This is a genomic window from Bacillus sp. IS1 (assembly GCF_032461585.1).
GTDB classification, from domain to species: domain Bacteria; phylum Bacillota; class Bacilli; order Bacillales; family Bacillaceae; genus Bacillus; species Bacillus velezensis.
In genome coordinates, this window is the sequence record NZ_JAWCWR010000001.1 from 326,067 (window position 1) to 350,946 (window position 24,880).

The 24,880-nt window shown below is 46.2% G+C and carries 29 protein-coding genes; 25 read left to right on the plus strand and 4 right to left on the minus strand.

Features of this window, described 5'->3' with window-relative positions; translation table 11 throughout:
* The first annotated feature begins 223 nt into the window (after nucleotides 1-223).
* The 6 genes from cyoE (at nucleotide 224) to ctaG (ending at nucleotide 6,196) form a co-directional block, all read left to right on the plus strand.
* Nucleotides 224-1,141: a heme o synthase gene (gene cyoE / locus RUW00_RS01500; RefSeq protein WP_003154486.1), complete on the plus strand. Its 918-nt coding sequence runs from the start codon at nucleotides 224-226 to the stop codon at nucleotides 1,139-1,141.
* A 217-nt stretch (nucleotides 1,142-1,358) separates the two neighbouring features.
* Nucleotides 1,359-2,429: a cytochrome c oxidase subunit II gene (gene coxB, locus RUW00_RS01505; RefSeq protein WP_014417699.1), complete on the plus strand. Its 1,071-nt coding sequence runs from the start codon at nucleotides 1,359-1,361 to the stop codon at nucleotides 2,427-2,429.
* A 31-nt stretch (nucleotides 2,430-2,460) separates the two neighbouring features.
* The gene (ctaD, locus tag RUW00_RS01510) at nucleotides 2,461-4,329 is read left to right on the plus strand and encodes a cytochrome c oxidase subunit I (RefSeq protein WP_014417700.1); all 1,869 of its coding nucleotides are present in this window, start codon (nucleotides 2,461-2,463) and stop codon (nucleotides 4,327-4,329) included.
* Complete coding sequence (ctaE, locus tag RUW00_RS01515) at nucleotides 4,329-4,952, plus strand: cytochrome c oxidase subunit III (RefSeq protein ID WP_003154482.1); 624 nt, start codon at nucleotides 4,329-4,331, stop codon at nucleotides 4,950-4,952. The genes ctaD and ctaE overlap by 1 nt, the downstream gene beginning before the upstream one ends.
* A 2-nt stretch (nucleotides 4,953-4,954) precedes the next feature.
* Nucleotides 4,955-5,287 carry a cytochrome c oxidase subunit IVB gene (gene ctaF / locus RUW00_RS01520; protein WP_007409686.1) on the plus strand — a complete coding sequence of 111 codons (333 nt, stop codon included), beginning with the start codon at nucleotides 4,955-4,957 and terminating at the stop codon, nucleotides 5,285-5,287.
* A gap of 24 nt (nucleotides 5,288-5,311) precedes the next feature.
* A complete protein-coding gene (gene ctaG / locus RUW00_RS01525) occupies nucleotides 5,312-6,196 on the plus strand; it encodes a cytochrome c oxidase assembly factor CtaG (protein ID WP_021493723.1) in 885 nt (294 codons plus the stop codon).
* A 33-nt stretch (nucleotides 6,197-6,229) separates the two neighbouring features.
* On the opposite strand, the gene RUW00_RS01530 is transcribed toward ctaG, so the two are convergent.
* Entirely contained in the window at nucleotides 6,230-6,589 is a 360-nt protein-coding gene (locus tag RUW00_RS01530) for a YugN family protein (RefSeq protein ID WP_204530538.1), read from the minus strand.
* Between the two features lie 140 nt (nucleotides 6,590-6,729).
* Here RUW00_RS01530 and RUW00_RS01535 point away from each other — a divergent pair, with 140 nt between their 5' ends.
* From RUW00_RS01535 to coaD, 8 genes are all read left to right on the plus strand, one after another.
* Nucleotides 6,730-7,173 (plus strand): CBS domain-containing protein, encoded by a 444-nt coding sequence (locus tag RUW00_RS01535; protein ID WP_014417702.1) that lies wholly within the window; start codon nucleotides 6,730-6,732, stop codon nucleotides 7,171-7,173.
* An 84-nt stretch (nucleotides 7,174-7,257) separates the two neighbouring features.
* Nucleotides 7,258-8,298 (plus strand): CAP domain-containing protein, encoded by a 1,041-nt coding sequence (locus RUW00_RS01540; RefSeq protein ID WP_014417703.1) that lies wholly within the window; start codon nucleotides 7,258-7,260, stop codon nucleotides 8,296-8,298.
* A gap of 163 nt (nucleotides 8,299-8,461) precedes the next feature.
* Entirely contained in the window at nucleotides 8,462-8,872 is a 411-nt protein-coding gene (locus RUW00_RS01545) for a YlbD family protein (protein WP_045207344.1), read from the plus strand.
* A gap of 15 nt (nucleotides 8,873-8,887) precedes the next feature.
* Complete coding sequence (locus RUW00_RS01550) at nucleotides 8,888-9,127, plus strand: YlbE-like family protein (protein WP_003154475.1); 240 nt, start codon at nucleotides 8,888-8,890, stop codon at nucleotides 9,125-9,127.
* Nucleotides 9,128-9,197: 70 nt separating this feature from the next.
* On the plus strand, nucleotides 9,198-9,647 hold the full coding sequence (gene ricF, locus RUW00_RS01555) for a regulatory iron-sulfur-containing complex subunit RicF (RefSeq protein WP_003154472.1): 450 nt from the start codon (nucleotides 9,198-9,200) through the stop codon (nucleotides 9,645-9,647).
* A gap of 58 nt (nucleotides 9,648-9,705) precedes the next feature.
* On the plus strand, nucleotides 9,706-9,978 hold the full coding sequence (locus RUW00_RS01560; protein WP_003154470.1) for a YlbG family protein: 273 nt from the start codon (nucleotides 9,706-9,708) through the stop codon (nucleotides 9,976-9,978).
* Nucleotides 9,979-10,276: 298 nt separating this feature from the next.
* Entirely contained in the window at nucleotides 10,277-10,831 is a 555-nt protein-coding gene (gene rsmD, locus RUW00_RS01565) for a 16S rRNA (guanine(966)-N(2))-methyltransferase RsmD (protein WP_007409693.1), read from the plus strand.
* Between the two features lie 4 nt (nucleotides 10,832-10,835).
* Nucleotides 10,836-11,318, plus strand: a complete 483-nt coding sequence (gene coaD, locus RUW00_RS01570; protein WP_025649487.1) for a pantetheine-phosphate adenylyltransferase — start codon at nucleotides 10,836-10,838, stop codon at nucleotides 11,316-11,318.
* Between the two features lie 18 nt (nucleotides 11,319-11,336).
* Here coaD and ylbJ read toward each other — a convergent pair whose 3' ends face one another.
* Complete coding sequence (gene ylbJ / locus RUW00_RS01575) at nucleotides 11,337-12,563, minus strand: sporulation integral membrane protein YlbJ (protein ID WP_021493722.1); 1,227 nt, start codon at nucleotides 12,561-12,563, stop codon at nucleotides 11,337-11,339.
* Nucleotides 12,564-12,742: 179 nt separating this feature from the next.
* Between ylbJ and RUW00_RS01580 the strand changes: the two genes are divergently transcribed.
* Both RUW00_RS01580 and RUW00_RS01585 read left to right on the plus strand, forming a co-directional pair.
* Nucleotides 12,743-13,522, plus strand: coding sequence for a patatin family protein (locus RUW00_RS01580; RefSeq protein WP_014304961.1), 780 nt, complete (start codon nucleotides 12,743-12,745; stop codon nucleotides 13,520-13,522).
* Between the two features lie 5 nt (nucleotides 13,523-13,527).
* Nucleotides 13,528-14,550 carry a SepM family pheromone-processing serine protease gene (locus RUW00_RS01585; protein ID WP_012117493.1) on the plus strand — a complete coding sequence of 341 codons (1,023 nt, stop codon included), beginning with the start codon at nucleotides 13,528-13,530 and terminating at the stop codon, nucleotides 14,548-14,550.
* An 18-nt stretch (nucleotides 14,551-14,568) separates the two neighbouring features.
* Here RUW00_RS01585 and RUW00_RS01590 read toward each other — a convergent pair whose 3' ends face one another.
* Complete coding sequence (locus tag RUW00_RS01590; protein WP_280145080.1) at nucleotides 14,569-15,816, minus strand: nucleotidyltransferase; 1,248 nt, start codon at nucleotides 15,814-15,816, stop codon at nucleotides 14,569-14,571.
* 208 nt (nucleotides 15,817-16,024) lie between these two features.
* On the opposite strand from RUW00_RS01590, the gene RUW00_RS01595 reads away from it, so the two are divergent.
* From RUW00_RS01595 to gerR, 3 genes are all read left to right on the plus strand, one after another.
* The gene (locus RUW00_RS01595) at nucleotides 16,025-16,543 is read left to right on the plus strand and encodes a YceD family protein (protein WP_014417711.1); all 519 of its coding nucleotides are present in this window, start codon (nucleotides 16,025-16,027) and stop codon (nucleotides 16,541-16,543) included.
* A gap of 21 nt (nucleotides 16,544-16,564) precedes the next feature.
* A complete protein-coding gene (gene rpmF, locus RUW00_RS01600) occupies nucleotides 16,565-16,744 on the plus strand; it encodes a 50S ribosomal protein L32 (protein ID WP_003154457.1) in 180 nt (59 codons plus the stop codon).
* A gap of 158 nt (nucleotides 16,745-16,902) precedes the next feature.
* Nucleotides 16,903-17,478 (plus strand): sporulation-specific transcriptional regulator GerR, encoded by a 576-nt coding sequence (gene gerR / locus RUW00_RS01605; protein WP_014417712.1) that lies wholly within the window; start codon nucleotides 16,903-16,905, stop codon nucleotides 17,476-17,478.
* A 39-nt stretch (nucleotides 17,479-17,517) separates the two neighbouring features.
* Here gerR and RUW00_RS01610 read toward each other — a convergent pair whose 3' ends face one another.
* Nucleotides 17,518-18,000: an N-acetyltransferase gene (locus RUW00_RS01610; RefSeq protein ID WP_007611262.1), complete on the minus strand. Its 483-nt coding sequence runs from the start codon at nucleotides 17,998-18,000 to the stop codon at nucleotides 17,518-17,520.
* 162 nt (nucleotides 18,001-18,162) lie between these two features.
* Between RUW00_RS01610 and RUW00_RS01615 the strand changes: the two genes are divergently transcribed.
* The 6 genes from RUW00_RS01615 (at nucleotide 18,163) to pbpB (ending at nucleotide 24,856) form a co-directional block, all read left to right on the plus strand.
* Nucleotides 18,163-19,044 carry a 2-dehydropantoate 2-reductase gene (locus RUW00_RS01615; protein ID WP_280145081.1) on the plus strand — a complete coding sequence of 294 codons (882 nt, stop codon included), beginning with the start codon at nucleotides 18,163-18,165 and terminating at the stop codon, nucleotides 19,042-19,044.
* A gap of 86 nt (nucleotides 19,045-19,130) precedes the next feature.
* Complete coding sequence (gene bshC, locus RUW00_RS01620; RefSeq protein WP_315956446.1) at nucleotides 19,131-20,750, plus strand: bacillithiol biosynthesis cysteine-adding enzyme BshC; 1,620 nt, start codon at nucleotides 19,131-19,133, stop codon at nucleotides 20,748-20,750.
* A gap of 125 nt (nucleotides 20,751-20,875) precedes the next feature.
* A complete protein-coding gene (mraZ, locus tag RUW00_RS01625; protein ID WP_007409703.1) occupies nucleotides 20,876-21,307 on the plus strand; it encodes a division/cell wall cluster transcriptional repressor MraZ in 432 nt (143 codons plus the stop codon).
* 69 nt (nucleotides 21,308-21,376) lie between these two features.
* Nucleotides 21,377-22,312: a 16S rRNA (cytosine(1402)-N(4))-methyltransferase RsmH gene (gene rsmH / locus RUW00_RS01630; RefSeq protein ID WP_007409704.1), complete on the plus strand. Its 936-nt coding sequence runs from the start codon at nucleotides 21,377-21,379 to the stop codon at nucleotides 22,310-22,312.
* A 39-nt stretch (nucleotides 22,313-22,351) separates the two neighbouring features.
* Nucleotides 22,352-22,705: a cell division protein FtsL gene (gene ftsL / locus RUW00_RS01635; RefSeq protein ID WP_003154442.1), complete on the plus strand. Its 354-nt coding sequence runs from the start codon at nucleotides 22,352-22,354 to the stop codon at nucleotides 22,703-22,705.
* 6 nt (nucleotides 22,706-22,711) lie between these two features.
* A complete protein-coding gene (gene pbpB / locus RUW00_RS01640; RefSeq protein ID WP_095271881.1) occupies nucleotides 22,712-24,856 on the plus strand; it encodes a penicillin-binding protein 2B in 2,145 nt (714 codons plus the stop codon).
* The last annotated feature ends 24 nt before the right edge of the window (nucleotides 24,857-24,880 follow it).

The window sequence follows — 24,880 nt, forward strand, 5'->3', positions numbered from 1 at the left end:
TCTTAGATAATGGGGTTGATTATTCCAGATGGGTCTGATAGAAATAAAGTAACCGCTTTATTAAGAAACCGGCGGATTTGGTAAAATTCATAAAAAGTTCACAAATAAATTCCTGTTTCTCGTTTAATATTTAAGAGGATGTTTTTTTACAGGTCATTATCTTGTATGATAGAGTTGCAGGTCTTAAAAAACCTGCTTTAGGTTTGTAAGGGAGGTTTACGTTATGGCTAATTCCAGAATTTTAAACGATACAGCTATAGACGGACAGATTGAAGAGACGACGGCATGGAAGGATTTCCTTTCGCTTATCAAAATAGGAATCGTCAATTCGAATTTAATTACGACTTTTACCGGCATGTGGCTTGCGTTACATATATCCGGTCTGAGTTTTTTAGGCAATTTAAACACCGTGCTTCTTACATTAATAGGATCTTCTTTGATCATCGCCGGTTCTTGTGCGGTTAACAACTATTACGATCGTGATATTGATCATTTAATGGAACGCACGAAAGTAAGACCGACGGTAACCGGAAAGATTCAGCCGAATCAAGCGCTGTGGTCAGGAATTTTACTCATTGCTTTAGGACTTATCATGCTCTTGATGACCACTGTGATGGCAGCAGTCATCGGTTTTATCGGCGTGTTTACGTACGTTGTTCTTTATACAATGTGGACGAAACGCCGTTATACGATTAATACGGTTGTCGGAAGTGTATCAGGCGCCGTGCCGCCGTTAATCGGCTGGACAGCGGTTGAAGGGCACATCGGTGTTGTCGCGTGGGTTTTATTCATGATTTTATTCATCTGGCAGATTCCGCACTTTTTAGCGCTTGCGATTAAAAAGACGGAAGATTACAGAGCAGCGAATATTCCGATGCTTCCGGTAGTGCACGGCTTTGAAGTGACGAAAAGACAGATTATCGTCTGGGTCGCATGCCTGCTGCCTCTTCCGTTTTTCCTCGGCAGTCTCGGTCTTCCGATCGTCATTCTCGGCACTTTGCTGAATGTCGGATGGCTTGTTCTCGGACTGATGGGATTCCGCATGAAAAACATCATGAAGTGGGCAACTCTTATGTTTGTCTATTCGCTTAATTACATGACCATTTATTTTGTAGCGATGGTGGTCTTCACGCTGTTTTAATTGAATAATGAGCTTGTTTGATCGCCAAAACAAACAATGACAACTAGTAAACGCCGCCTTGACCTTTTGTTTAATCAGGCGGCTTTGCTTTTATACATAGATGGAATTTTAAGTAAAAAATCTCATATTTTAAGAAATGAGGAAATGAAGTATTTCGGCTGGAAGCAGATTTACTGCTTGTGCATCTCGTACTGATTCAAAAAAGGGGTTGGGTGAAATGTTAAAGCGTTGGCGTCTTTTATCATTATTAGCCTTAGTGCCGCTTTTATTGAGCGGCTGTGGAAAACCGTTTCTGTCCACACTCAAGCCTGCCGGCGAAGTGGCTGATAAACAATATGATCTGACGGTGCTCAGCACACTTATCATGGTTGTCGTCGTTGCGGTCGTAGCAGTTATTTTCTTTTACGTCATTGTGAGATTCAGACGGTCGCGTGTAGGGGAAGACACGATACCGAAACAGGTGGAGGGGAACCGTTTTTTAGAAATCACCTGGACCGTTATTCCGATCCTGCTTCTGATTATTCTTGTCATTCCGGTTGTCATCGACACATTGGCGCTGGCGGATACGTCGCCGATGGATAAGAAAAACCGTAAAGCAGAGGATGCGCTCGTGATTAATGTAAGGGCGAATTTATACTGGTGGGAATTCGAGTATCCTGATTACGGGTTTGTGACAAGTCAGGAGCTGATCGTTCCCACAGATGAACGCGTCTATTTCAAGCTGAAGTCCTCAGATGTGAAACACTCTTTCTGGATTCCGTCAGCCGGGGGGAAAATCGATACGAATACGGATAATGACAATACTTTCTTTCTGACCTTCGATTCTAAACGCAGCAAAGAAGCGGGAGAATATTTCTTCGGGAAATGCGCAGAGCTGTGCGGACCTTCACATGCGCTGATGGATTTCAAAGTGAAACCGCTGCCGTCAAAAGAATTTAAACAATGGACGAAAGCGATGAAAAATTATAAGCATACAACAGATTCCGGTTTAGCCGCGCAAGGAGAAGAGCTGTTTAAGGAAAAAAACTGCCTGAGCTGTCATGCGGTTGAGCCCAATGATAAACGGGCTGAAGCGGCAAGAACGGCTCCGAACCTCGCTACCTTCGGTGAACGGGTCAAAGTGGCCGGCATTAAGGATGCGAATAAAGAGAATATAAAAGCCTGGCTGAAAAATCCGGACAGCATTAAACCGGGCAATAAAATGACAGGCACTTATCCGAAGCTCTCGGACGCTGAAACGGATGCGCTGTATGAATATTTAAAAGGGCTGAAAGCGGAGAACAAGTGAGGACAGGGAGATATCAGGGGGGAGGTCGCAAATGATGAATACGCTTACAGGACAGCAAAGAAAAAGCTCTTTGCTTTGGGATTATTTGACGACGGTTGACCATAAGAAAATCGCGATTTTATATATGATCGCCGGGGGATTTTTCTTCGTCGTCGGCGGACTTGAGGCCATGCTTATCAGGATTCAGCTCTTGAGGCCGGGGAACGATTTTATGGGTGCGCAGCAGTTTAATGAAATTATGACGATGCACGGCACGACAATGATCTTCCTGGCGGCGATGCCGCTGTTATTCGGGCTGATGAACGCGGTTGTGCCGCTGCAGATCGGGGCGCGTGACGTATCATTCCCATTTTTGAATGCGCTCGGATTTTGGCTGTTTTTCTTCGGAGGCATCTTTTTGAATCTGAGCTGGTTTTTAGGGGGCGCTCCTGATGCAGGATGGACGTCGTACGCGTCACTTGCGCTGAATTCGAAAGGGCACGGCATAGACTTTTTCGTGCTCGGCCTGCAAATATCAGGCTTAGGTACGCTGATTGCGGGGATCAATTTTCTCGCCACGATTATTAATATGAGGGCGCCGGGTTTGACGTATATGAGATTGCCGCTGTTTACGTGGACGACATTTGTGGCGTCGGCACTCATTTTATTCGCATTTCCTCCGCTCACCGTCGGTTTGGCGCTAATGATGCTGGATCGTTTGTTCGGAACGAATTTCTTTAATCCTGAATTGGGCGGCAATACGATAATCTGGGAGCATCTGTTTTGGATTTTCGGGCATCCGGAAGTATACATTTTAATTCTTCCCGCCTTTGGGATTTTTTCAGAAATCATTCCCGTATTTGCGAGGAAACGTCTGTTCGGTTATTCGTCTATGGTCTTTGCGATTGTGCTGATCGGCTTTCTCGGGTTCATGGTTTGGGTTCACCACATGTTTACGACGGGACTCGGACCGATCGCTAATGCGATATTTGCGGTTGCGACGATGGCGATCGCGGTGCCTACGGGCATTAAAATTTTCAACTGGCTTTTGACCATCTGGGGAGGAAATGTCAAATTCACGACGCCTATGCTGTATGCCGTCGCCTTTATTCCTTCTTTCGTACTCGGAGGAGTCACGGGTGTCATGCTGGCGGCCGCAGCGGCAGATTATCAGTTCCATGATACGTATTTTGTCGTAGCGCATTTCCACTATGTCATTATCGGCGGCGTTGTGTTCGGCATCCTGGCGGGCGTGCATTTCTGGTGGCCGAAAATGTTCGGGAAGGTGCTTCATGAAACGATGGGGAAAATTTCGTTCGTCTTATTTTTTATCGGGTTTCATCTTACCTTCTTCATTCAGCATTTCCTCGGCTTGATGGGAATGCCGCGGCGCGTTTACACATATCTGCCCGGCCAGGGGCTTGATACCGGCAACCTGATCAGTTCAATCGGCGCGTTTTTCATGGCGGGCGCGGCTGTTTTACTCGTCGTCAATATTATTTATACCTCAATAAAGGGGAAATACGTCGGGAACGACCCGTGGCTGGACGGTCGTACGCTTGAATGGGCGGTCTCTTCGCCGCCGCCGGAATATAATTTTAAACAGCTTCCGTTTGTCCGGGGACTTGACCCGCTGTGGATTGAAAAGCAGGCCGGAAATGAAGGGATGGCGCCTGCAGAGCCTGTAGAGGACATTCATATGCCGAACGGCTCCATCATGCCGTTTATCATATCTTTCGGGCTGTTTGTCGCAGCGTTTGGGTTTTTATACCACTCCGATTATTCATGGGGGCTTCCGGTTATCTTCATAGGGCTCGGCATCACATTCTTTACCATGCTGCTTCGCTCTGTGGTCGATGATTACGGCTATCATATTCACAAAGAAGATCTGCCGAATGATGATAAAGGGGTGAAGGCGTAATGCAGCTGCAGGAAAAAATGACGGCTGAAACCTTTCCGGCTTCTCCTGAAAAAGCAACGCTGGAGGGGAAAAATAAGTTTTTGGGATTTTGGCTGTTTCTCGGCGGCGAAACGGTTCTGTTCGCCTCGCTATTTGCAACATTCCTTGCTTTACGGGAATCTAAAGCCGGAGGGCCGTCAACGGCTGAGATGTTTGAGCTGCCGATCGTATTTATCGCGACGATGCTTCTTTTAACGAGCAGCTTAACGAGTGTGTATGCGATGTATCATATGAAAAATTTCTCTTTTAAAAAAATGCAGGTGTGGCTTCTGGTTACCGTATTATTGGGAGCGGGATTTTTAGGGGTAGAAATCTATGAATTTATGCATTACACTCACGAATTCGGCTTTACCATTACAAGCTCTGCGCTCGGCTCAGCGTTTTACACGCTCGTCGGCACACACGGAGCACACGTGGCGTTCGGGCTGTTGTGGATCAGCGCGCTTATGATCCGGAATGCGAAAAGAGGGCTCAGCCTTTATAATGCGCCGAAATATTATGTGGCCAGCTTATATTGGCATTTTATCGATGTCGTGTGGGTCTTTATCTTTACCGTTGTATATTTGATGGGGATGGTGGGATAACGATGGACGATAACAAAAACAGAGGAACTGTCAGTACGGATCTCGAATATCGGAAAAAGAAAAATGCCGAGGAGATGAAATATCAGGTCATATCCTTCGGTTTGATGATCGGTCTTACGCTTGTCGCGTTTTTGACGGTGGCTGCAGACGGCATTGCCGGATGGTTTACGATGCCGTTTCTGATCCTGCTTGCGGTCATCCAGGTCATCTTTCAGCTGTTTTACTTTATGCATATGAGCCAGAAAGGGCATGAAGCGCCGTCATTATTTCTGTATTCGGGAATATTTGTCGCGTTTATCACCGTGCTTGCATTTGTCACGATTATTTGGTGGTAATCGGGGCGGCGGGGAGTGAGAGATTTGATTAATTTAGAAATGTTCGGGTTTCGCGCAATGTGGAGCCCGTATCTGTTTTGCATAACTGCCGTGATAACAGGTGTTTACTTTTACTGGTGCAGCCGGCATAAAGGACGTGTGGCCGCTAAGGAGAAGGTGCTGTTTGTGCTTTCTGCGCTGTTTTTTTACGCGGCTGCGGGAAGTCCGGTTGATTTATTGGGCCATGTGATGTTCAGCGCCCATATGGCGCAGATGGCGGTTCTGTTTTTAGTCGTACCGCCGCTGTTGATTTCCGGAATTCCCGGCTGGGCATGGAAAAAACTGATCTTCCGTCCTGTCGTAAAGCCGCTGTTTTCGTTCTTTTCAATGCCGCTTATCGCATTAGTGCTGTTTAACGGTATTTTTTCACTGTATCACATCCCGTTTATATTTGATTTCGTCAAAACGGATTCGCTGTATCACACGCTGATGAACGGACTCATCTTTGTAACGGCGTTTTTTATGTGGTGGCCGCTCGTGCATAAGGTGGACGGTCTGCCCCGTCTCAGCGGTTTAATGAAGCTGGGGTATATTATGGCAGACGGGATTCTGTTAACGCCGGCCTGCGCGCTCATTATGTTCAGCGGGGCGCCCATGTATGCCACGTATACAGATCCGGCGGCTTGGGCCGAAGCAATGAAGCTTTGCGTTCCTTTAGATTTGCTGGAGGAGATTCCTTTATCCGGACCGGAGATGTTTAACACGCTGCCTCCTCTGGAAGATCAGCAGCTTGGGGCAGTGCTGATGAAAATCATTCAAGAGGCGGTCTACGGAACATATTTGGCTGTCATCTTTTTTCAGTGGGTCAGAACGGAACGGGAAAAAGATACGCTGTCAGAGCCGCCGTATATCGAGCATACCGTCTCATAAAAAAAGTACAGCAGAATATGCTGTACTTTTTTATTACATTTGCACTGTTTTTAATGACTCTTCCAATTCAAGCAGTAAAGCTTTGCTTTCAGCGACGACATGTTCCGGAAATTCTTCAGCGCCGCCGTATTCTACGCCGTGCGGATAATAATGCTTTCCTAAAAGAGGGGCCTTCAGCTGAATCACGGCCCGGCTGCCGCCGACATCGCCCTCTTTTGCCGTTCCTTGAATCCGCAGATAAAATGTTCCCTCAGGTACTGAAAACTTTTTGTCGTAAGTCACTCTTTCATAATCCCATTGTCCAGCCAGAATGAGCCCTTTGCCTTCCATCAGATCATTCAAGCGGCTGAGCTCCGCTGTTACCCCTTCAAGACCGCTGTTTTCAAACTTCAAACCTTCCCCCTCCTTTTAAAAATGCCCTTTCCTGACAATCATAGTATGAAAGCGTTACACTTTCAATGATTCATACGGTGAAAGTATGCAAAAAGAAAAATTTGACGACAATAGTAGCAGAAAAAAGGAGGAATTCCGCAATGACAAAGATCAATAAGCTCATGACGTCAGACTTGCAATATTGTACAGTATTAGATAATGTATATGAAGCTGCGGTGAAGATGAAAGACGCGGATGTCGGCGCCATTCCGATAGTGGATGAAGACGGCGCCACACTTGTCGGGATCGTGACAGACAGAGATCTCGTATTACGGGGAATTGCTTCAAAAAAGCCGAACTCTCAAAAAATAACCGACGCAATGACAGAGCGGGTTATCAGTGCAGAAGAAGACGCCTCTGTGGAGGAGGTGCTCCATTTGATGGCTGAACATCAGCTCAGAAGAATTCCCGTCACAAAGGATAAAAAACTGGTCGGCATTGTTACGCTCGGCGATCTTTCGTTGGCCGAGCAATCAAATGAGCAAGCAGGCCGGGCGCTGTCTGACATTTCTGAAGACGGCGGTCCGGAGGGGTTTATCCATTAAACATAAATCACGGACGATGCAAATAGGCTGTACTGTATAAGAGTAAACAAAAACAGAACGGTTTGAACATATGGGGGTGAGAGGTTGAAAAATATCGCAAGGGCTCTCGTTATCCTTTTGCTTATTTACGGAGCGTATGTTCTGTTTATACAATATGGATCGGCTCCTCAGAAAAAGACGGATCAGGAGGAGCCTCAGGTTTCCAATGAAGAAGAGAGCGGAAAACGGCTGAAAATGCCGTCATCCGGACTGCTTTCTCTCATGGGGAAATCTGCCGCCGATGTGAAAAAGAAACTTGGGGAACCGTCCCGGAAAGATCCTTCTGCCTACGATTACGAGTGGTGGGTGTACAACCAGGGGAAAGACCAATACGTACAAGTCGGTATTTTGAATGATAAAGCCGTGACTTTATATGCTTCGGGAAGCGGCATCAACGCAAAACCGTTTAAGATCGGCGAATCGACGGGCGAAGTTTTTAAAACGACGCAGGTTTCTCCTTTTGTCAATGTGACTGACAAGGGAAACACGTATCGGTTCGAGTTTTCTGAAGAAGATATCAATACCCGTCCCACCGTTAAAATAGGCGGGATGTATGTTCAGCTGTACATGGACAAATTTGACGGGAATCTGTCAAGCATCAGGGCATTTGATGCGGAAACACTTGTGAAACAAAGGCCGTATGAAGTCATGTACAGAGGAAAGCTGACAGAACCCGAGCCAGTTTCTGATGAAAAATGGAACGACATTGAACGAGCGAGTGAGCAGCAGATTCTCGACATTACAAATGTCATCCGCGTGAAACACGGACTGGCAAGGCTGAAATGGGACGAAGGCGCCGCAAAAGTGGCATTCGGCCACAGCAAGGACATGAAGGATAACAAGTATTTCTCTCACGTCTCAAAGAAATACGGGACTCTGAAGGACCGCTTGGAAAAAGGCGATGTGAAATACCGGGAGGCCGGTGAAAATATTGCCTACAACTATGTGGACGGTCCTGCAGCCGTGGAGGGCTGGCTGAACAGCGAAGGCCACAGAAAGGCGCTGTTAAGCCCGGATTATACGCACCTCGGTGTCGGCGTGGACCGGAAGTATTATACGCAAAACTTCATTAAGCCTTGGCAGTAAAAACCGCAGAGGGGCGCGTCCCCCGCGGTTTTTTTATGTTTTTTCGCGAGCGGCGCTCCTGCTGAAAAAAATATACCTGCTTTTTTTCGCAATTTAGGCGAACATTAAGGCGAATGAACCGATACATTATAGCAGGCAAAACTTTTCGGAGGGGGTGAGAATTGTGGCGAATCAGCAATCACGGCAATCAATCGATGATTTTAAACAATTCGTAAAAAAGCATCCCAAACTGATCCAAAATGTTCGCAAGGAACAAAGAAGCTGGCAGGAAGTCTATGAAAACTGGGTTCTTCTGGGCGAGGATGATCCGATATGGACCCCTTTTAAAGACGAGGCCGTTCAGCCTTCTTCCGACGCGGAAACCAAACAGGAACCAGCTGAAAAAAACGATTTCGTTTCAAAAATGGTCACTGCCGTCAAAAAGATGGATATCAACCAAATGAATGAGCAGATCAATAAAATGAGCCAATCCATTTCATCATTGCAAAGCCTTTTAAGCCAATTTTCGGGGAGCAGCACGAAGCAGCCCCGGCAAGGCTCCGGACAACATCCTTTTTCGTTCAGGAAGGATTAAAGAAGGGGATCGTGTATGCGAAAAGAGGTTCAGGAATTCATATCCGCAGATGAGGAACGGAAACGGTTTATACGGCAGCGTCCCGTCTGGTACCGCAGACTTGCGAGAAAACCGGACGATCTCAATTCCTTTCAGCTTGACATGATGAATTTTTATGAAAAGACGATACCGCATCGGGTAAGCCAATTCTCAAACGGGATTCAAATGGCGCAGATGATGATGCAGATGGTTCACGCCATGCGTTCACAGGATTAAAAAGCGTTTAAACGCCGCATTTTCCAATTGGGTGGTTTCATGGTAAACTAGCAACTGGAGGTGCGTATTTATGTATGCAACAATTGAGTCCGTCAAGCTTCAAAGTGAAGCGGAGCAGCTTGCCGGCATGATTCTGCAGTCTGAGACGGCTGAAAATTACCGCGATTGTTACAAGCGTCTCCGTGAAGATGAAGAGGCAGGGCGGATCATTCGTTCTTTTATGAGCGTTAAAGAGCAGTATGAGGATGTGCAGCGCTTTGGCAAATACCATCCTGATTATAGAGAGATTTCCCGCAAAATGAGAGAAATGAAGCGGGAACTGGATTTAAACGATAAGGTGGCCGAATTTAAAAAAGCGGAGACTGAGCTTCAGTCGCTGCTTGACGAGATCAGCATTGAACTCGGAACGGCCGTCTCGGAGCATGTAAAAGTTCCGACGGGGAATCCTTATTTTGACGGCCTGTCATCCTGCGGCGGCGGGTGCGGTTCCGGCGGCGGCTGCGGATGCAAAGTTTCCTGACGAGACGGCCGTCTCGTCTTTTACATAAAATGAACAGAAAGTCAGGCGGGTGATCATGATGGAAAATAAGCGCCAAGGCATAATCGTATATCTGCATTCTTTAAAACACAGCAAAATGCTGAGAAAATTCGGCAACGTTCATTATGTTTCCAAGCGGCTGAAATACGTTGTGCTGTATTGCGATATGGATCTAATCGAAAAAACAATGGAAAAGATTTCTTCTTATTCTTATGTGAAGAAGGTAGAGCCTTCTTATAAACCTTTTTTAAAGCTGGAATTTGAATCAAAGCTTGATAAAGCGAAAGAGTACGATTATAAAGTCGGTATATAAAAAAATCCCCGCAGATACCTGCGGGGTCCTTCTATTCCTTAACAAGTTAAGGAGAAGGAAAAGGGAGAGGAGAAACCGGAGGAAGAACTTATGGGGAAACGTAAGTCTTCTCCGCGGTTGGCAACAACATCATTCATTGATGCTGTTACACGTAGTCTTGACAGGAATGTGAATATGTATACACGGTTTCACGTTCATTGTTTGAAAGAATGCTTTATGATAAGATAAGGATTGTTTTGATACATAACGGCTCAGCCGATGAGAAACATCAAAGTTTTCAGAAAAAGTGGTGTGAATAATGAGAGTAATTTCCGGTTCAAGAAAAGGACGAGCCTTAAAGGCTGTGCCGGGCACATCAACAAGGCCGACGACGGATAAAGTAAAAGAGTCTATTTTTAATATGATCGGCCCGTATTTTGACGGAGGAACGGGGCTGGATTTATTTGCGGGGAGCGGCGGTCTCGGGATTGAAGCGCTGTCGCGCGGATTTGACCGCTGTATCTTTGTGGATCGTGATTTCAAAGCCATCCAAACGGTAAAAGCGAATATCAAAGCGCTTGATCTGCTGTCTTCAGCGGAAGTATACCGCAATGATGCAGAGCGGGCTCTCTATGCCGCGGCGAAACGGGAAAAAGGTTTTGACGGAATTTTCTTAGATCCTCCGTATAAGGAGCAAAAGCTGAAAGCGCTTATCGAAATGATTGATGAGCAGAACATGCTGAATGAAGACGGTTTTGTCGTAGCCGAGCATGATAAAGCCGTTGCGCTTCCTGAAGCCGTCGGCGCGCTTTCCGTAACAAGAAGGGAAATTTACGGGCTTACAGGAGTGACGATATACCGAAATAGGGGGTAGTGATGTGGCAAGTATAGCTGTATGTCCCGGAAGTTTTGATCCCGTTACCTACGGACATCTGGACATTATCAGACGGGGGGCAAACGTGTTTGAGCAGGTGTACGTATGCGTGCTCAATAATTCTTCTAAGCAGCCGCTGTTTACAGTTGAGGAACGATGTGAGCTGTTAAGAGAAGTGACAAAAGACATACCGAATGTTACGGTCGAGACGTCACAGGGACTGTTAATCAACTATGCGAAAAAAAAGCGGGCGAAGGCGATTATCAGGGGGCTCAGAGCCGTTTCTGACTTCGAATATGAGATGCAGGGGACTTCCGTCAACCGCGTGCTCGACGAATCAATAGAAACTTTTTTTATGATGACGAACAATCAGTACTCTTTTTTAAGTTCAAGCATCGTAAAAGAAGTCGCAAAATATAACGGGCCTGTTTCAGAGTTTGTTCCTCCGGAAGTTGAACAGGCGCTGAAGCAGAAATTTAAAGGATGAGAAGCGCTGATTGGCGTCTCATCCTTTTTTTGTCCGTGCTGACAGCCTGTAGCAATAAATCAATGCGTATACGGCGAGAGCTGACAGCGTGATGGCGGGACCGGTTTCAACAAGTGTATTCCAACCGCTGACGGCAGCAGATACCGCTTCCTGATCGCGGAAAGGGAGGAATACGGACTGGTAAGGTTCGTCCAACGCAAGGTAAAGCGGCTTCCACAGTAAGAGAATAAAGAGTGCGGCATAAATGCCCTGAAGGATACGCGCCGCGAAAAACGGTTTAAAGCGGATATCTGTTTCCGATAAAATGCCGGCTACCTGGGCCTGTACGGAAAGGCCGCTGAACCCGAGAATAAAACTCACAATCATGGCTTTCGGCAGCAAGTCGGCATCAGCTTCACTGACCAGTTTGCTCCCAAGTGTAATTTCAAACATCCCGCTGATAAGAGGGATGTCCAGATTTGCCGGAAGATGAAAAAGCGAAAGCAGCGCGTTTGTAAATACAGAAAGCACATCCATGACTTGTACGATTGATAATAACCGGCTGAAAACCGAAAACAATATAATAAAACCGCCCACCATCAGCAAGGTTTGTACAGAAGAGGTGACGGCGTCGCCCAAAATTTTTCCGAGCGGCCGCTTTTCCGAAAGCCGCGCCTTGTGGAGGGCCAGAAATGCTTCCTTCAGAGAAGGGAGAGCGATCGTCTTTTTACCGGTATACGCCGCTTCTTCTTTCCGTCCGTATGAACGCATCGTCAGGCCGACGGCGATGTTTCCGAGATAGTGAGCCGATGCCAGCAGAATGCCGAGAGACGCGTTATGAAAAAAGCCGACTGCTACAGCAGCGAATATAAATAACGGATTGGATGAATTGGTAAAAGAGACGAGGCGTTCAGCCTCTACTCTGGAGATTTGTTTATCCTGGCGCAGCCGTGCAGTCAGCTTCGCGCCGGCCGGATTGCCTGAAGCCATGCCCATAGCCAGTACAAATCCGCCGACCCCCGGCACTCTGAAAATGGGACGCATAAAGGGTTCGAGTAAAAGGCCGACAAACTTGACAATGCCGAATCCGATTAAAAGCTCAGATAGAATAAAAAACGGAAGCAATGAAGGAAAAACTACCTCCCACCACATGGAAAGACCGGTTTTGGAGGCTTCGAATGAGGCCTGAGGGTGTGAAATAACCGTCGCCGTCAAAAAAATGAAAAACAATGAAATCAAAAATGTATGAAACTTAGACAAATTCATTCTTACCTCCCCGATGCTAAAATTGCACACTGACATTTATATCATGATAAAATATAGAACAGACCTTAAAGGCGGCCGGGCAAGTACCTATTTGTCATCCTGTACTAATATACGAGCATAGGGGTTCAATTTAGACCATAGAATTCATGTATAGGATGTCTATTAGGGGGTTCGTCGCGTTGGCCAAACCTACAATCGGGTTAGCGTTAGGTTCGGGAGGGGCAAGAGGCATCGCTCATCTCGGAGTGTTATCCAGTTTACATAAGCATCAGATTCCAATTGATATGATTGCCGGCAGCAGCATGGGAGCATTAGTCGGGAGCTTTTATGCGGCCGGGCATGACGTGGCCACGATGAAAAAAGTCGCTAAAGCATTTAAGCGGCGGCTGTACGCGGATTATACGATGCCGAGGCTTGGTTTTTTAAAAGGAGACCGCATCAGGCAGCTCGTTCATGCCTATACGTACGGCAAGCCGATAGAAGAACTGCGGATCCCGCTCGGCATTGTGGCCTGCGACCTTCAGACCGGCGAAAAGCTTGTTTTTACGAAAGGTTCAGTATCCGAAGCCGTCCGAGCGAGCATCAGCATACCGGGCGTTTTCGTCCCGCAAAAAATGAACGGACGTATGTTAGTCGACGGCGCGGTGGTCGACAGAATACCGGTTTCCGCCGTAAAAGATATGGGTGCTGATATCGTCATCGCCTCTGACGTATCCCGGGTGAAAAAAACGGAAAAGGCGGCACATATTTTTGATGTAATCATGCAAAGTATGGATATACTGCAAAATGAATTGGTCCGTCACCAGACCATTGCCGCAGACGTCATGATCCGCCCTTCTCTTGAATCATTCAGCTCAAGTTCTTTTGCCAACATTGATCATATGATCACAGCGGGCGAAGAAGCCGCAGACCGGATGATCGGCCGGATTAAACAAGAAATAGAGAACTGGGAGGGCTAACTCATATGAAAGCAAAACATTTTCGCTGGGTGTTTATCATCCTGATCTTATTAATCGCTGTTACATTTATTAAGCTTCCGTATTACATCACACAGCCGGGAGAAGCATCAGAGCTGAGACCGCTGATTAAGGTGGACGGAGGCTATCCTGAAAAAGGAAGCCTTTCCTTGATGACTGTCAAAGTAGGCCCTGCCAATCCGTATACATATCTTTGGGCGAAAGTGCATCCTTACGATGAAATCGTCCCTGACGAAAGCATAAAAGAAGAGGGCGAATCGGACTCGGATTATATGAAGCGCCAGCTGCAAATGATGAAAAGCTCCCAAGAAAACGCGGTCATTGCCGCTTATCAAAAAGCCGGGAAACAGGTGAAATACTCATTTAACGGCATTTATGCCAGCTCAGTCGTCTCTGACATGCCGGCAAAAGGAAAAATAGAGGTCGGTGATAAAATCATCAGCGCGGACGGGAAAACATACGAATCCGCTGAAAAGCTGATTGATTATATCAGCAGCAAAAAAGCGGGGGAAAAAGTAACGTTTCACATTGAACGGGACACGAAAGAAAAGACCGTTGACATTGTGCTGAAATCATTCCCGGACGACCCGAAAAGAGCGGGAATCGGCGTCGCGTTATATACGGACCGGAACGTGAAAGTGAAGCCGGATCTTCATTTCAGCATTGAAAACATCGGCGGGCCTTCTGCGGGTCTCATGATGTCTTTAGAAATTTACAACCAGCTGACAAAACCTGACGAAACAAAAGGCTATAATATAGCCGGAACGGGGACAATCGACGTGGACGGCAAAGTCGGACCGATCGGCGGAATCGATCAGAAAGTCGTCGCCGCAGACAAAGCGGGAAAAGATATTTTCTTTGCGCCGAATCAAAACGGAGCTGAAAATTCTGATTACAAAAATGCGGTAAAAACGGCGAAAGCAATCAAGTCCGATATGAAGATCGTCCCTGTCGACACCATGCAGGACGCACTTGACTATTTGGATCAGCTGAAAGTAAAAAGCACCTGATACAGTCAGGTGCTTTTTTTACGCATTCAAAAAACGCTTTTCGTCTTCATCATAGCGGATCGGGGCTTGTGAAAATTCCTGCTTCTCAAACAATGTGCGTTCAGGTTCTTTTATCGGCAGGCTGTAAACCCGTCCCGCCAGTATGTCCAGATCCAGAGCGGGATGAGAGAAAGAAGAGAGCTTGCTGACGAGAGGTGCGGTAAGCTCTTTTTTCTTTGCCGACAGGTACGCCTGTCCTTTTTTCGTCATTCCGAGAAGACGGATATAAGGAGCGCTTGAAGGCTGCAAGAGCCGATGCATGTCTTCTTTTTTCGTCCGTGTCAGAATGTGCGTGTTCATCCGCTGCAGCCTCGTCCACGTGTATCGTTTTGTTTTCAATCGTTCCATCATTTCGCGATAGGATCGGGCTTGTCTGATGGTGCGCAGAATTCTGTGCTCAAGGCCTTCTTCCACTTCATAGATTCGGCTCAATTCTTCAGCGGAAAGAGTGCTGAGGCTGTATTTTACATATGAAAAATAGTCTTCCGTGCTGTGCCATATTCCGTATGAATTTCTGTATGCCTCTAGCTCACGCGCAGACGCTTCCGGGAGAAAGCTCCTTGCGGCCGCCGTTCCTTTTTCTATCAGCGCTTTCCGGATGCTTGTTGCGCTGGCTATCCGGCTGTTATCTCCGGGAAGCTCGGCGTCATGATATTGGGAAGCGATTCTGGCTGTTGTATAAGGCTTCATAGCGGAACCGGAGGTGTGTATCGCTCTAACGTAGTGAAAACCGAGAATATTGTTCGGCTTGGACAAATCGAGCATGTCCCACCCTTTGAATATGTGTGAAAAAGCTTTTGAGGCGGCGGCCGGATAGCTGAGACCCTTTTTCAGCTCCTCTTTCAGAATCAGGCTGCAGTCATCTTCCTTTCGGCTGAACGCTTCAGACGCTTCAATAAAGGGTTCGATCCGCCCGTTTTCGCTGCCGAAAAACAAGCTGCTGCATCCTAAATGATGAAGAAGCGAAACGCTGCCGCGCGCGAATAATTCCGCTTTTTGTACGGCATATATATAAGGGAGCTCAATGACGATATCCACGCCGTTTTCCAGCGCCATTTTTGTCCGGGCCCACTTTGAGACGGCGGCCGGTTCCCCGCGCTGCAAAAAAGGGCCGCTCATCACCGCCGCCGCGACGCTGCTGTCCGTTTTGATTTTTGCTTGTTCCGCATGATAGCGGTGTCCGTTATGAAAGGGATTATATTCAACAACCAGGCCGACTGCTTTCATATTTGTCCCGCCTTTCTTGCTATGTTTTGCTTCGTGTGGTACATTTGCAAATGAAGTGCATATTTTAGTCCGTTTCGTTTAGTGTATGCATAGCCTATCCGGCTGTCAACGATTGCATGACGGCGGCATTATGCTGTAAAGAAAAAATATTGACAAAAACATTCTGAAAAGCTATAATCATGTTTGTTGCTTTCCTGAGGTGATACAAATGAAATGGACGATTTATCAGCTTCATCAAATGGCGAAAAAGAGCTTTGAATTTGATGAAACAGTTGAGTTAAATGAGCTGACAAAATTGAATTCTGACATCCGCCGCATTTCTCCCGTCCGGGTGAAGGGCCGCGCGGAGATTGAATCCAAGCAAGTTTCGTTTGACTTTACGATTTCAGGCGAAATGGTTTTGCCGTGCTCAAGAACTTTAGTTGATGTGCCGTATCCATTTACAATCGCGACAAAAGAACTGTTTAGATTTCATAAGTCGGATGATATAGAAGATGAGGACGTTCATATTGCTGAAGACGATACCGTCGACTTAACTCCGATCGTAAAAGAAGAGATTCTTTTAGAAATTCCTATGCAAGTCTTTTGTGAAACTGAACAAAAAGAAGGAGCCGCTCCCCAAGTGGGGAAGGATTGGCAAGTGATTTCTGAGGAAGACAAGAAAAATCAAATCGACCCCAGACTTGCGGATCTGAAAAAGCTCTTAACACAAGATGATGAATCTTAACTCTTTAAGGAGGTGGGAATAATGGCTGTACCTTTTAGAAGAACTTCTAAAATGAAAAAAAGATTGCGCCGTACACATTTCAAACTAAATGTACCTGGTATGACAGAATGCCCGTCATGCGGAGAGATGAAATTGTCTCACCGTGTATGTAAAGCATGCGGATCATACAACGGCAAAGACATAAATGTTAAAAGCAATTAATGTATGAAGAAAAGCGCGGGAATCTCGGTTCCTGCGCTTTTCTTTTTTTTTGCCCCTCCGGCCTGCTTCCGCCGAAAAAATTGTGAGCCCCAGTAGTCTATCTAATCTATCAGCGGCATATGTATGAGGTAAATGAGCAAATATGGAGGGAGATACGATTGACGATAACGAGACAAGACGCGTGGACGCAAGATGAAGATTTGCTGCTGGCCGAAGTGGTGCTCAGGCATATTCGGGAAGGCGGGACCCAGCTTTCCGCTTTTGAAGAAGTCGGCAGAGCGCTGACGAGAACGGCTGCCGCCTGCGGGTTCAGATGGAATTCTTATGTCAGAAAACAATATCAGTCAGGGATAGAACTGGCGAAAAAACAGCGGAAGGAATTAAGAAAGCAGATCGGGGTGCATTCCGCCAATATGCCGGGAACCGTCAAACAGCCTCCGATCCGCAGGGCGGAAGGAGAAAAAGAGCTGTCCATTGATGATGTCATTTTGTTTCTGCAGCAATTTAAAGAGTCGCCGGCCGCAGCGGATGTGCGTCATGAAAAAGAAAAACTCACAGAACAGCTGACCGCGCTGCAAAAAGAAGTCGAGGATCTGCGTGAGGAAAATGAAAGCTTGAGAAACAAGCTGGAGATGACGGAAGAAGATTATAAAGCGCTAATTGACATTATGGACAGAGCGAGAAGGATGGTCAATTCAAAAGAAGACGACAGAAAATCGGCGCAGAGCCTGTAAAATGAACCGGCCTGGGGGCGGCGCCCCGCCGGTTTTTTATTATGCCGTTTCTCCGGATGTCATTTCACCGTCCATATCGGGATGCCAGATATAAGGATTTTCTCCTTTATCACGCGCCATATCATATTTAACGGGCTCAAAATTCATCTTATCCCAGAAATCTGCTGATTTCATGCGTGAATTTGTCCTGATCGGCATTCTGAAGGATTTTGCAAAATCAACAAGCGCTTTTCCGTATCCGTTATTTTGATAGCCCGGAAGAACCTCAAGCTTCCAAAGTTCCAAAAAGTCCTGACGCTGATCAAAATACGGATTCGCACCTCCATTTACCTGATATAAACTCATTCTCGCCACTAGTTTATCCCCGAAGTAAATCCCGTAAAAAGGCGAGGTGCTGTCATTTTCAATGATATTATCCTGAAGATCTTCAAGCATCGACAGCTCCTGCATCCCGTATTCCTTAAACCTTTTAAATTCTTCGAGTGTCTTAAAGTTGATGAGCAGTCGCTCTATTTTCAACACAAACTCCCCCTTTGTTGTGTTCTACCATTATTGTAAACGCTTTAATTGAAAATTCCAACTATAATATGCTTGCCAGTCTTTTTGCTCAAAACGAAATTGAAGTAATTTGCGGCGGCTTCTGCTATGATAATATGGAAAAATGCAGATATAGGGTGTGACAGTGTGAAAATCGGAATTATCGGCGGCGGAGCGGTAGGCCTTTTATGTGCTTACTACTTATCGTCCCGCCATCAGGTAACGGTCATTACGCGGCGGACGGAGCAGGCTGATGCGATTAACTCAGGCGGTATACGGCTTTTGAAAGACGGAATAGAATGTACGGCGGCATGCAGAGCGCAAACCGGCATCACTTCCGGATTCGACCTTTTAATCGCAGCCGTTAAACAGCATCAGCTCAGTGCTGTGCTGCGGGACCTTGAGACGATAAAAGGGACGAATGTGCTGTTTTTGCAAAACGGTATGGGACACATACACGACATGAAAGATTGGCATACGGATCATTCGCTTTATGCCGGCACTGTTGAGCACGGAGCAAAAAAGATATCAGATCATGCCGTTGAACATACGGGAGCGGGAGCCGTAAGATGGAGTGTATTCAGCGCATCCCGGCCGGAAACGATCAAAAGCATCTTTTCCGGCATGCACCGGGATTTTCCCGTATATGATGAAAACGACTGGTATCGGCTGTTAACGGGAAAACTGATCATAAATGTATGCATCAACCCGTTAACTGCATTGCTGCGCGTGAAAAACGGAGAGCTGTTAAGAAATGATGCTTACAAAAAGTATATGAGAAACGTGTTTGAAGAAGCGGAGACAATTCTTGGCCTCGCCGATAGAGAAAAAGCGTGGAACAAGGTTTGCGAAGTTTGCAGACTGACGGAAAAAAATCATTCTTCCATGCTCGTCGATATCATGGCAGGCAGGCGGACAGAGGTTGATGCGATTATCGGCTACCTTGTAAAAGAAGCGGAAAGCCGCGGATTGCCGGCCGTTCATCTCACGTTTTTACACCGCAGCATAAAAGCGTTAGAAAGAAACTGAAACAAAGTCTTTTGAGGTTTTCCGGTAACATGCTATACTCATTTCGGAAACCTAACTATTTATTGGAGAAAGGAAGTTCCAGACAGATGCAGCTAACTGAACTTTCCATCAAAAGTCAAAATAAGTTTGTGCAGCACTATATAGATGGAGAAAACATGTCTTCATTTTTTGATTATGATATTCATTCAGAGGACGTATGGCAAAAGCGGCTCCATGACTTGTCTTCGCGGCCGTTTGCCAGAGAGGAATTAGCGGATTATTTATCTTCCTATCACGAAAAATTTCACTCCGCCGCCATGCAGGCCTCCGTCGAAAAACTGAGAGATCCAAAAAGCGCAGCGGTTGTAGGCGGCCAGCAGGCCGGTCTTTTAACGGGGCCTCTTTACACCATACATAAAATTATCTCCATTATTGTACTTGCCAGACAGCAGGAAGAGGCGTTACAGATTCCTGTCGTTCCGATTTTCTGGGTGGCGGGTGAAGATCACGATCTGGAAGAAATCAATTTTGTGCATATGTCAACAGAGAATAAAGGTCCGGTGAAACAGAAACTGCCGCAGTCGTACTGGAAAAAAACATCGGCGGCTAAAACCGAGCTTGATCAGGAAAAATGCTCGGCTTGGATTGATGAAGTGTTCGCTGCTTTTGAGGAAACGGATCACACAAACACACTCCTTCAAAACGTGAAGCGATGTTTACGCTCATCAGAGACATTCACGGACTTTTTTGAGCTGTTGATCGCCGACTTGTTTCAAGAAGAAGGCCTTATTCTGATGAATTCGGGAGATCCGGGGATTAAAAAGCTGGAAACGGGTATGTTTCAGCAGATTTTAAAACACAATCATGAGCTTGCCAAAGCCGTGTCAGACCAGCAGCGTTTTATGCGGGAAGCCGGTTATCACCCGATTATTGAATCGGACAAAGATCAGGCAAATCTGTTTTACGAACATGAGGGAGAGCGTTTCTTAATTGAAAAAGAAAACGGCGTTTTTATGATTAAAGAGCTTGACCTGAAGTGGACGAACGACGAGCTTCATACCCATATGGAAGAAAAACCGGAATGTTTCAGCAATAACGTTGTGACAAGGCCGCTTATGCAGGAGTTTCTCATCCCGACTCTGGCGTTTATCGCGGGACCGGGGGAGATCAATTATTGGGGGGAGCTGAAGCAGGCTTTCTCATTAATGGGCTTTCGCATGACGCCGGTAGTGCCGAGACTGAACATTACGATTCTTGAGCGCCATATTGAAAAGAAGCTTTCAGAACGGAATATCCCGCTTCAGGAAGCGATCGAACACGGCACCGGACACCTGAAAGACAATTATTTTGAAGAGCAGATTCCGGAAGAGTTTTCTTCTGTAATGGAGCAGGCGAAGTCGCAGATTGAAGCTGTCCATAAAAGCGCAAGGGACGAAGCGCTGAAGGTCGATTCAAGCCTTGAGCCGCTCTTACAGAAGAATGCCGCTTTCATTCAAGATCAGCTCTTGTTTTTAGAACGGACGGTAACGAAAAGAATTGAAGAAAAAGAAGGCTTTGTGCTGCGTGACTATGAAAGAATCCAAAACAGCATCAGACCGCTCGGCGCTCCGCAGGAACGGATTTGGAATGTGATGTATTATCTGAACCGCTACGGTCCAAAATTCTTCACAACCTTCAAACATCTGCCATTTTCTTTTCAAAACCAACATCAGATTGTCAAACTTTGAAATAAAGTTTTAAAGAACCCTGAATAGTTCAGGGTTTTTTTTTATGTGTAAACAGTGTAAAATGAGGTTGTGGAGAGAAGTGGCGGATAGTGGTGAGTTTAGGGGAGAAAGTGGGGGTCCTTATCATGTTTATGGGTGAATACCGGCATACTGTTGATGCAAAGGGCCGCATGATCGTACCCGCAAAATTCAGAGAAGGCCTCGGTGAGCAGTTTGTGCTGACCAGAGGACTGGACCAATGCCTTTTCGGCTATCCGATGAATGAATGGAAGCTGATTGAAGAAAAGCTGAAGGCTCTGCCGCTCACCAAAAAAGACGCCCGCGCATTTACCCGATTCTTTTTTTCCGGTGCGACCGAATGCGAACTGGACAAGCAGGGAAGGGTTAATATTGCGTCATCTCTTCTGAATTACGCAAAACTGGAAAAAGAATGTGTTGTCATCGGGGTTTCCAATCGAATTGAATTGTGGAGTAAGGTAATATGGGAACAATACACAGAAGAGCAAGAAGATTCATTCGCTGAAATTGCTGAAAACATGATTGGATTTGATATATAATGGATCTTCGTGCATCACAACAACAACTGACAATTCAATTCATTCCTGATAAAGGTGGGACCGACACAAATGTTTCAGCATAAGACAGTACTTCTTCGTGAAACCGTCGACGGTTTAAATATCAAACCGGACGGAACCTATGTGGACTGCACCCTTGGCGGCGCCGGGCACAGTACATATTTATTGCAGCAATTATCGGAAAAAGGACGCTTGATCGCCTTTGACCAAGATGACACAGCACTTGAAAACGCAAAGAAAACATTGTCCGAATACAAAGGACAGCTTATTCTGGTGAAAAGCAACTTTCGTTATTTAAAAGAGTGTTTACATGAACACGGCATTACGAGTGTTGACGGAATTTTATTTGATTTAGGAGTATCCTCTCCGCAGCTTGATACACCGGAACGGGGATTCAGCTATCATCATGACGCACCGCTGGACATGAGGATGGACCAGTCGGCCGCCCTTACGGCGAAAGAAGTCGTAAATGAATGGCGGTATGAGGACCTTGTGAGGATTTTCTTTAAATACGGAGAAGAAAAATTCAGCAAGCAGATCGCCCGAAAAATTGAAGAGGCTAGAGAAAAATCGCCTATTCAAACAACCGGCCAACTGGTCGATCTAATAAAGGACGCGATACCGGCTCCGGCGAGAAGAAGCGGAGGTCATCCGGCCAAACGTGTATTCCAAGCCATTCGAATCGCCGTAAACGACGAGCTTCAAGTATTTGAAGAGGCCCTCTTGCAAGCGATAGAGGTGCTGAAGCCGGGCGGAAGGGTGTCTGTGATCACTTTTCACTCGCTGGAAGACAGAATGTGCAAGACGACATTCAAGGAAAAATCATCACTTCCCGAACTGCCTCCGGGTCTTCCCGTGATACCGGAAGAATTTGAACCGGAATTAAAACTGATTACGAGAAAGCCCATTACGGCATCAAAAGAGGAGCTTGAAGAAAATAACCGCGCCCGGTCAGCGAAGCTCCGCATTGCGGAGAAACGAAAATAACGGGCAGCAAATGACAACATTAAAGGAGGTCATCAGCCTATGAGCAACTTAGCTTACCAGCAGGAAAAACAACAACGGCCAGTGATAAGTCCCGAAAAAAAGGTGATTGTCAAAAAGAGGGCTTCCATTACACTCGGGGAAAAGGTGCTGCTCGTCCTGTTTGCCATTGCCGTTCTCTCCACATCAATGTTTATCGTATCAAAGGCATACGCGGCGTACCAATCCAATATTGAGGTGCAAAAACTGGAGGAGAAAGTATCTGAGAAGAATAAGCAGATCGGTGATCTCGAAAAGACGGCTGCTGACTTAAGCCAGCCGCAGCGCCTGATGGATATCGCCAAAAAGCACGGTTTGAATCTGAAAGATAAAAAAGTGAAAAACATACAGGAATGATAACCCATGCCGAAAAAAAATAAGTTTATGAACAGAGGAGCAGCGATACTCAGTATTTGTTTCGCTCTCTTTTTCTTTGTCATTCTCGGGAGAATGGCGTACATTCAATTAACCGGTAAAGCAAACGGTGTAGAACTTGCAACAAAAGCGACCGAGCAGCACGAAAAAAAGCGGACGATAGAAGCGAGCCGCGGCTCTATTCTTGACCGGAACGGCAAAGTGCTTGCAGAGGACACGGCGACATATAAGCTCATTGCCGTGCTTGATAAAAAGATGACGACCGACAAGAAGCATCCTCAGCATGTCAAAGACAAAGAGAAAACGGCGGAAAAACTGGCGACCGTTATCAATCTTGATAAAAGCGAGATTCTGGACATCTTAAACAGGGATGGCGCGAAGCAGGTGGAATTCGGTTCAGCCGGCCGCGATATCTCTTATGCGAAAAAACAAAAGATCGAAAAAATGAATCTTCCGGGTATTTCTTTCTTAAGAGATACGAAGCGCTACTATCCGAACGGTGTATTTTTGTCAAATGTTCTCGGCTATGCCGATGTGAATGAAAAAACAAACGAGATACAGGGCTCTTTAGGGCTTGAAAAAATACTGAATAACTATCTGACGGAACGCGACGGATCCGTCACTTACGAAAGTGATAAATCCGGCTGGAAACTTCCGAACAGCAAAGAAAAAATCACCGCACCTAAAAACGGTGACAATGTATATTTAACCATTGATCAGAAAATTCAAACCTTTTTAGAAGACAGCATGACGAAAGTAGCGGAAAAATATAAACCGAAAAAAATTATGGCGGCTGTCGTAGAACCGAAAACAGGCAAAGTGCTTGCGATGGGGCAGCGTCCGAGTTTTGACCCGAATATCAGAAACGTCACCAATTATTACAACGACTTAGTGTCGTACGCGTATGAACCGGGTTCAACGATGAAGATCTTTACGCTTGCCGCGGCGATTCAGGAAAATGTGTTTTCTGCAAACGAGAAATATAAATCAGGAACATATAAAGTGGGAGGCAAACCTGTTAAAGATTGGAACGATGGCGCCGGATGGGGTATGACAAGCTTCCGTGACGGCCTCATGAGGTCATCGAATGTTGCTTTCGCCAAACTGGCCAACGAAAAACTGGGGTTTGACCGGTTTAATGAGTACCTGCACAAATTCGGGCTCTATCAAAAAACAGGGGTTGATCTGCCCGGTGAAGTATCAAGTAAAATTAACTACAAATATGATTTTGACAAAGCGTCTACGGCTTACGGCCAAGCATCGGCGATAACGCCGATCCAGCAGCTTCAGGCCGTCACGGCGATTGCCAATAACGGCAAAATGATGAAACCTTACATCATTGATCATATTGTCGACCCCGATACGAAAAAAGTCGTCAAGCAGACAAAACCAGAGCAAGTAGGCACGCCGATTTCAGCCGATACGGCGAAAAAAGTCCGGAACCTGCTCGGAGAAGTCGTGACGTCAGACATCGGAACGGGAAAACCTTATAAAATTGAAGGATTTGACGTCGCGGGTAAAACGGGAACCGCGCAAATCGCCGGGACGGGCGGATATTTAAAGGGAACGAGCAACTATGTGTTTTCATTCATGGGCATGGCGCCGAAAAATGATCCTAAGCTCGTCATCTATGTAGCCGTGCAGCAGCCGCAATTAAAAGCGGGCCAAAGCAGCACTGATCCTGTCGCGGAAATCTTTAACCCGACGATGAAAAACAGCCTCCACTACCTGAATATTGAACCGACGGAAAAAACAGATTCCGGTCAGGAAGAAACGAAAAGCCAAAAGATGCCTGACCTGACAGATAAGACGGTCACGAGCGCTGAGAAGGAAGCGAAAAATGAACATCTCACACCGATTGTCATCGGCAGCGATGTTGCCGTAAAAGAGCAGTATCCGAAAGCCGGAGAAGATGTGATCACCAATCAGAAAATCTTCTTAAAAACAGACGGAAAGATGACGATGCCGGATATGTCCGGATGGTCGAGACGGGAAGTGCTTCAATTCAGCAAAGTATCAGGCATTCACATTGATGTGAGCGGTGAAGGTTACGCTTCAAGCCAAAGTGTGAAAAAGGGCAAAGAACTGAAAGAAAATACCGTGATTAAGGTGAAATTTAAAAATCCTGATTAACGGGAGAGAGAAGTCCGCGGATGC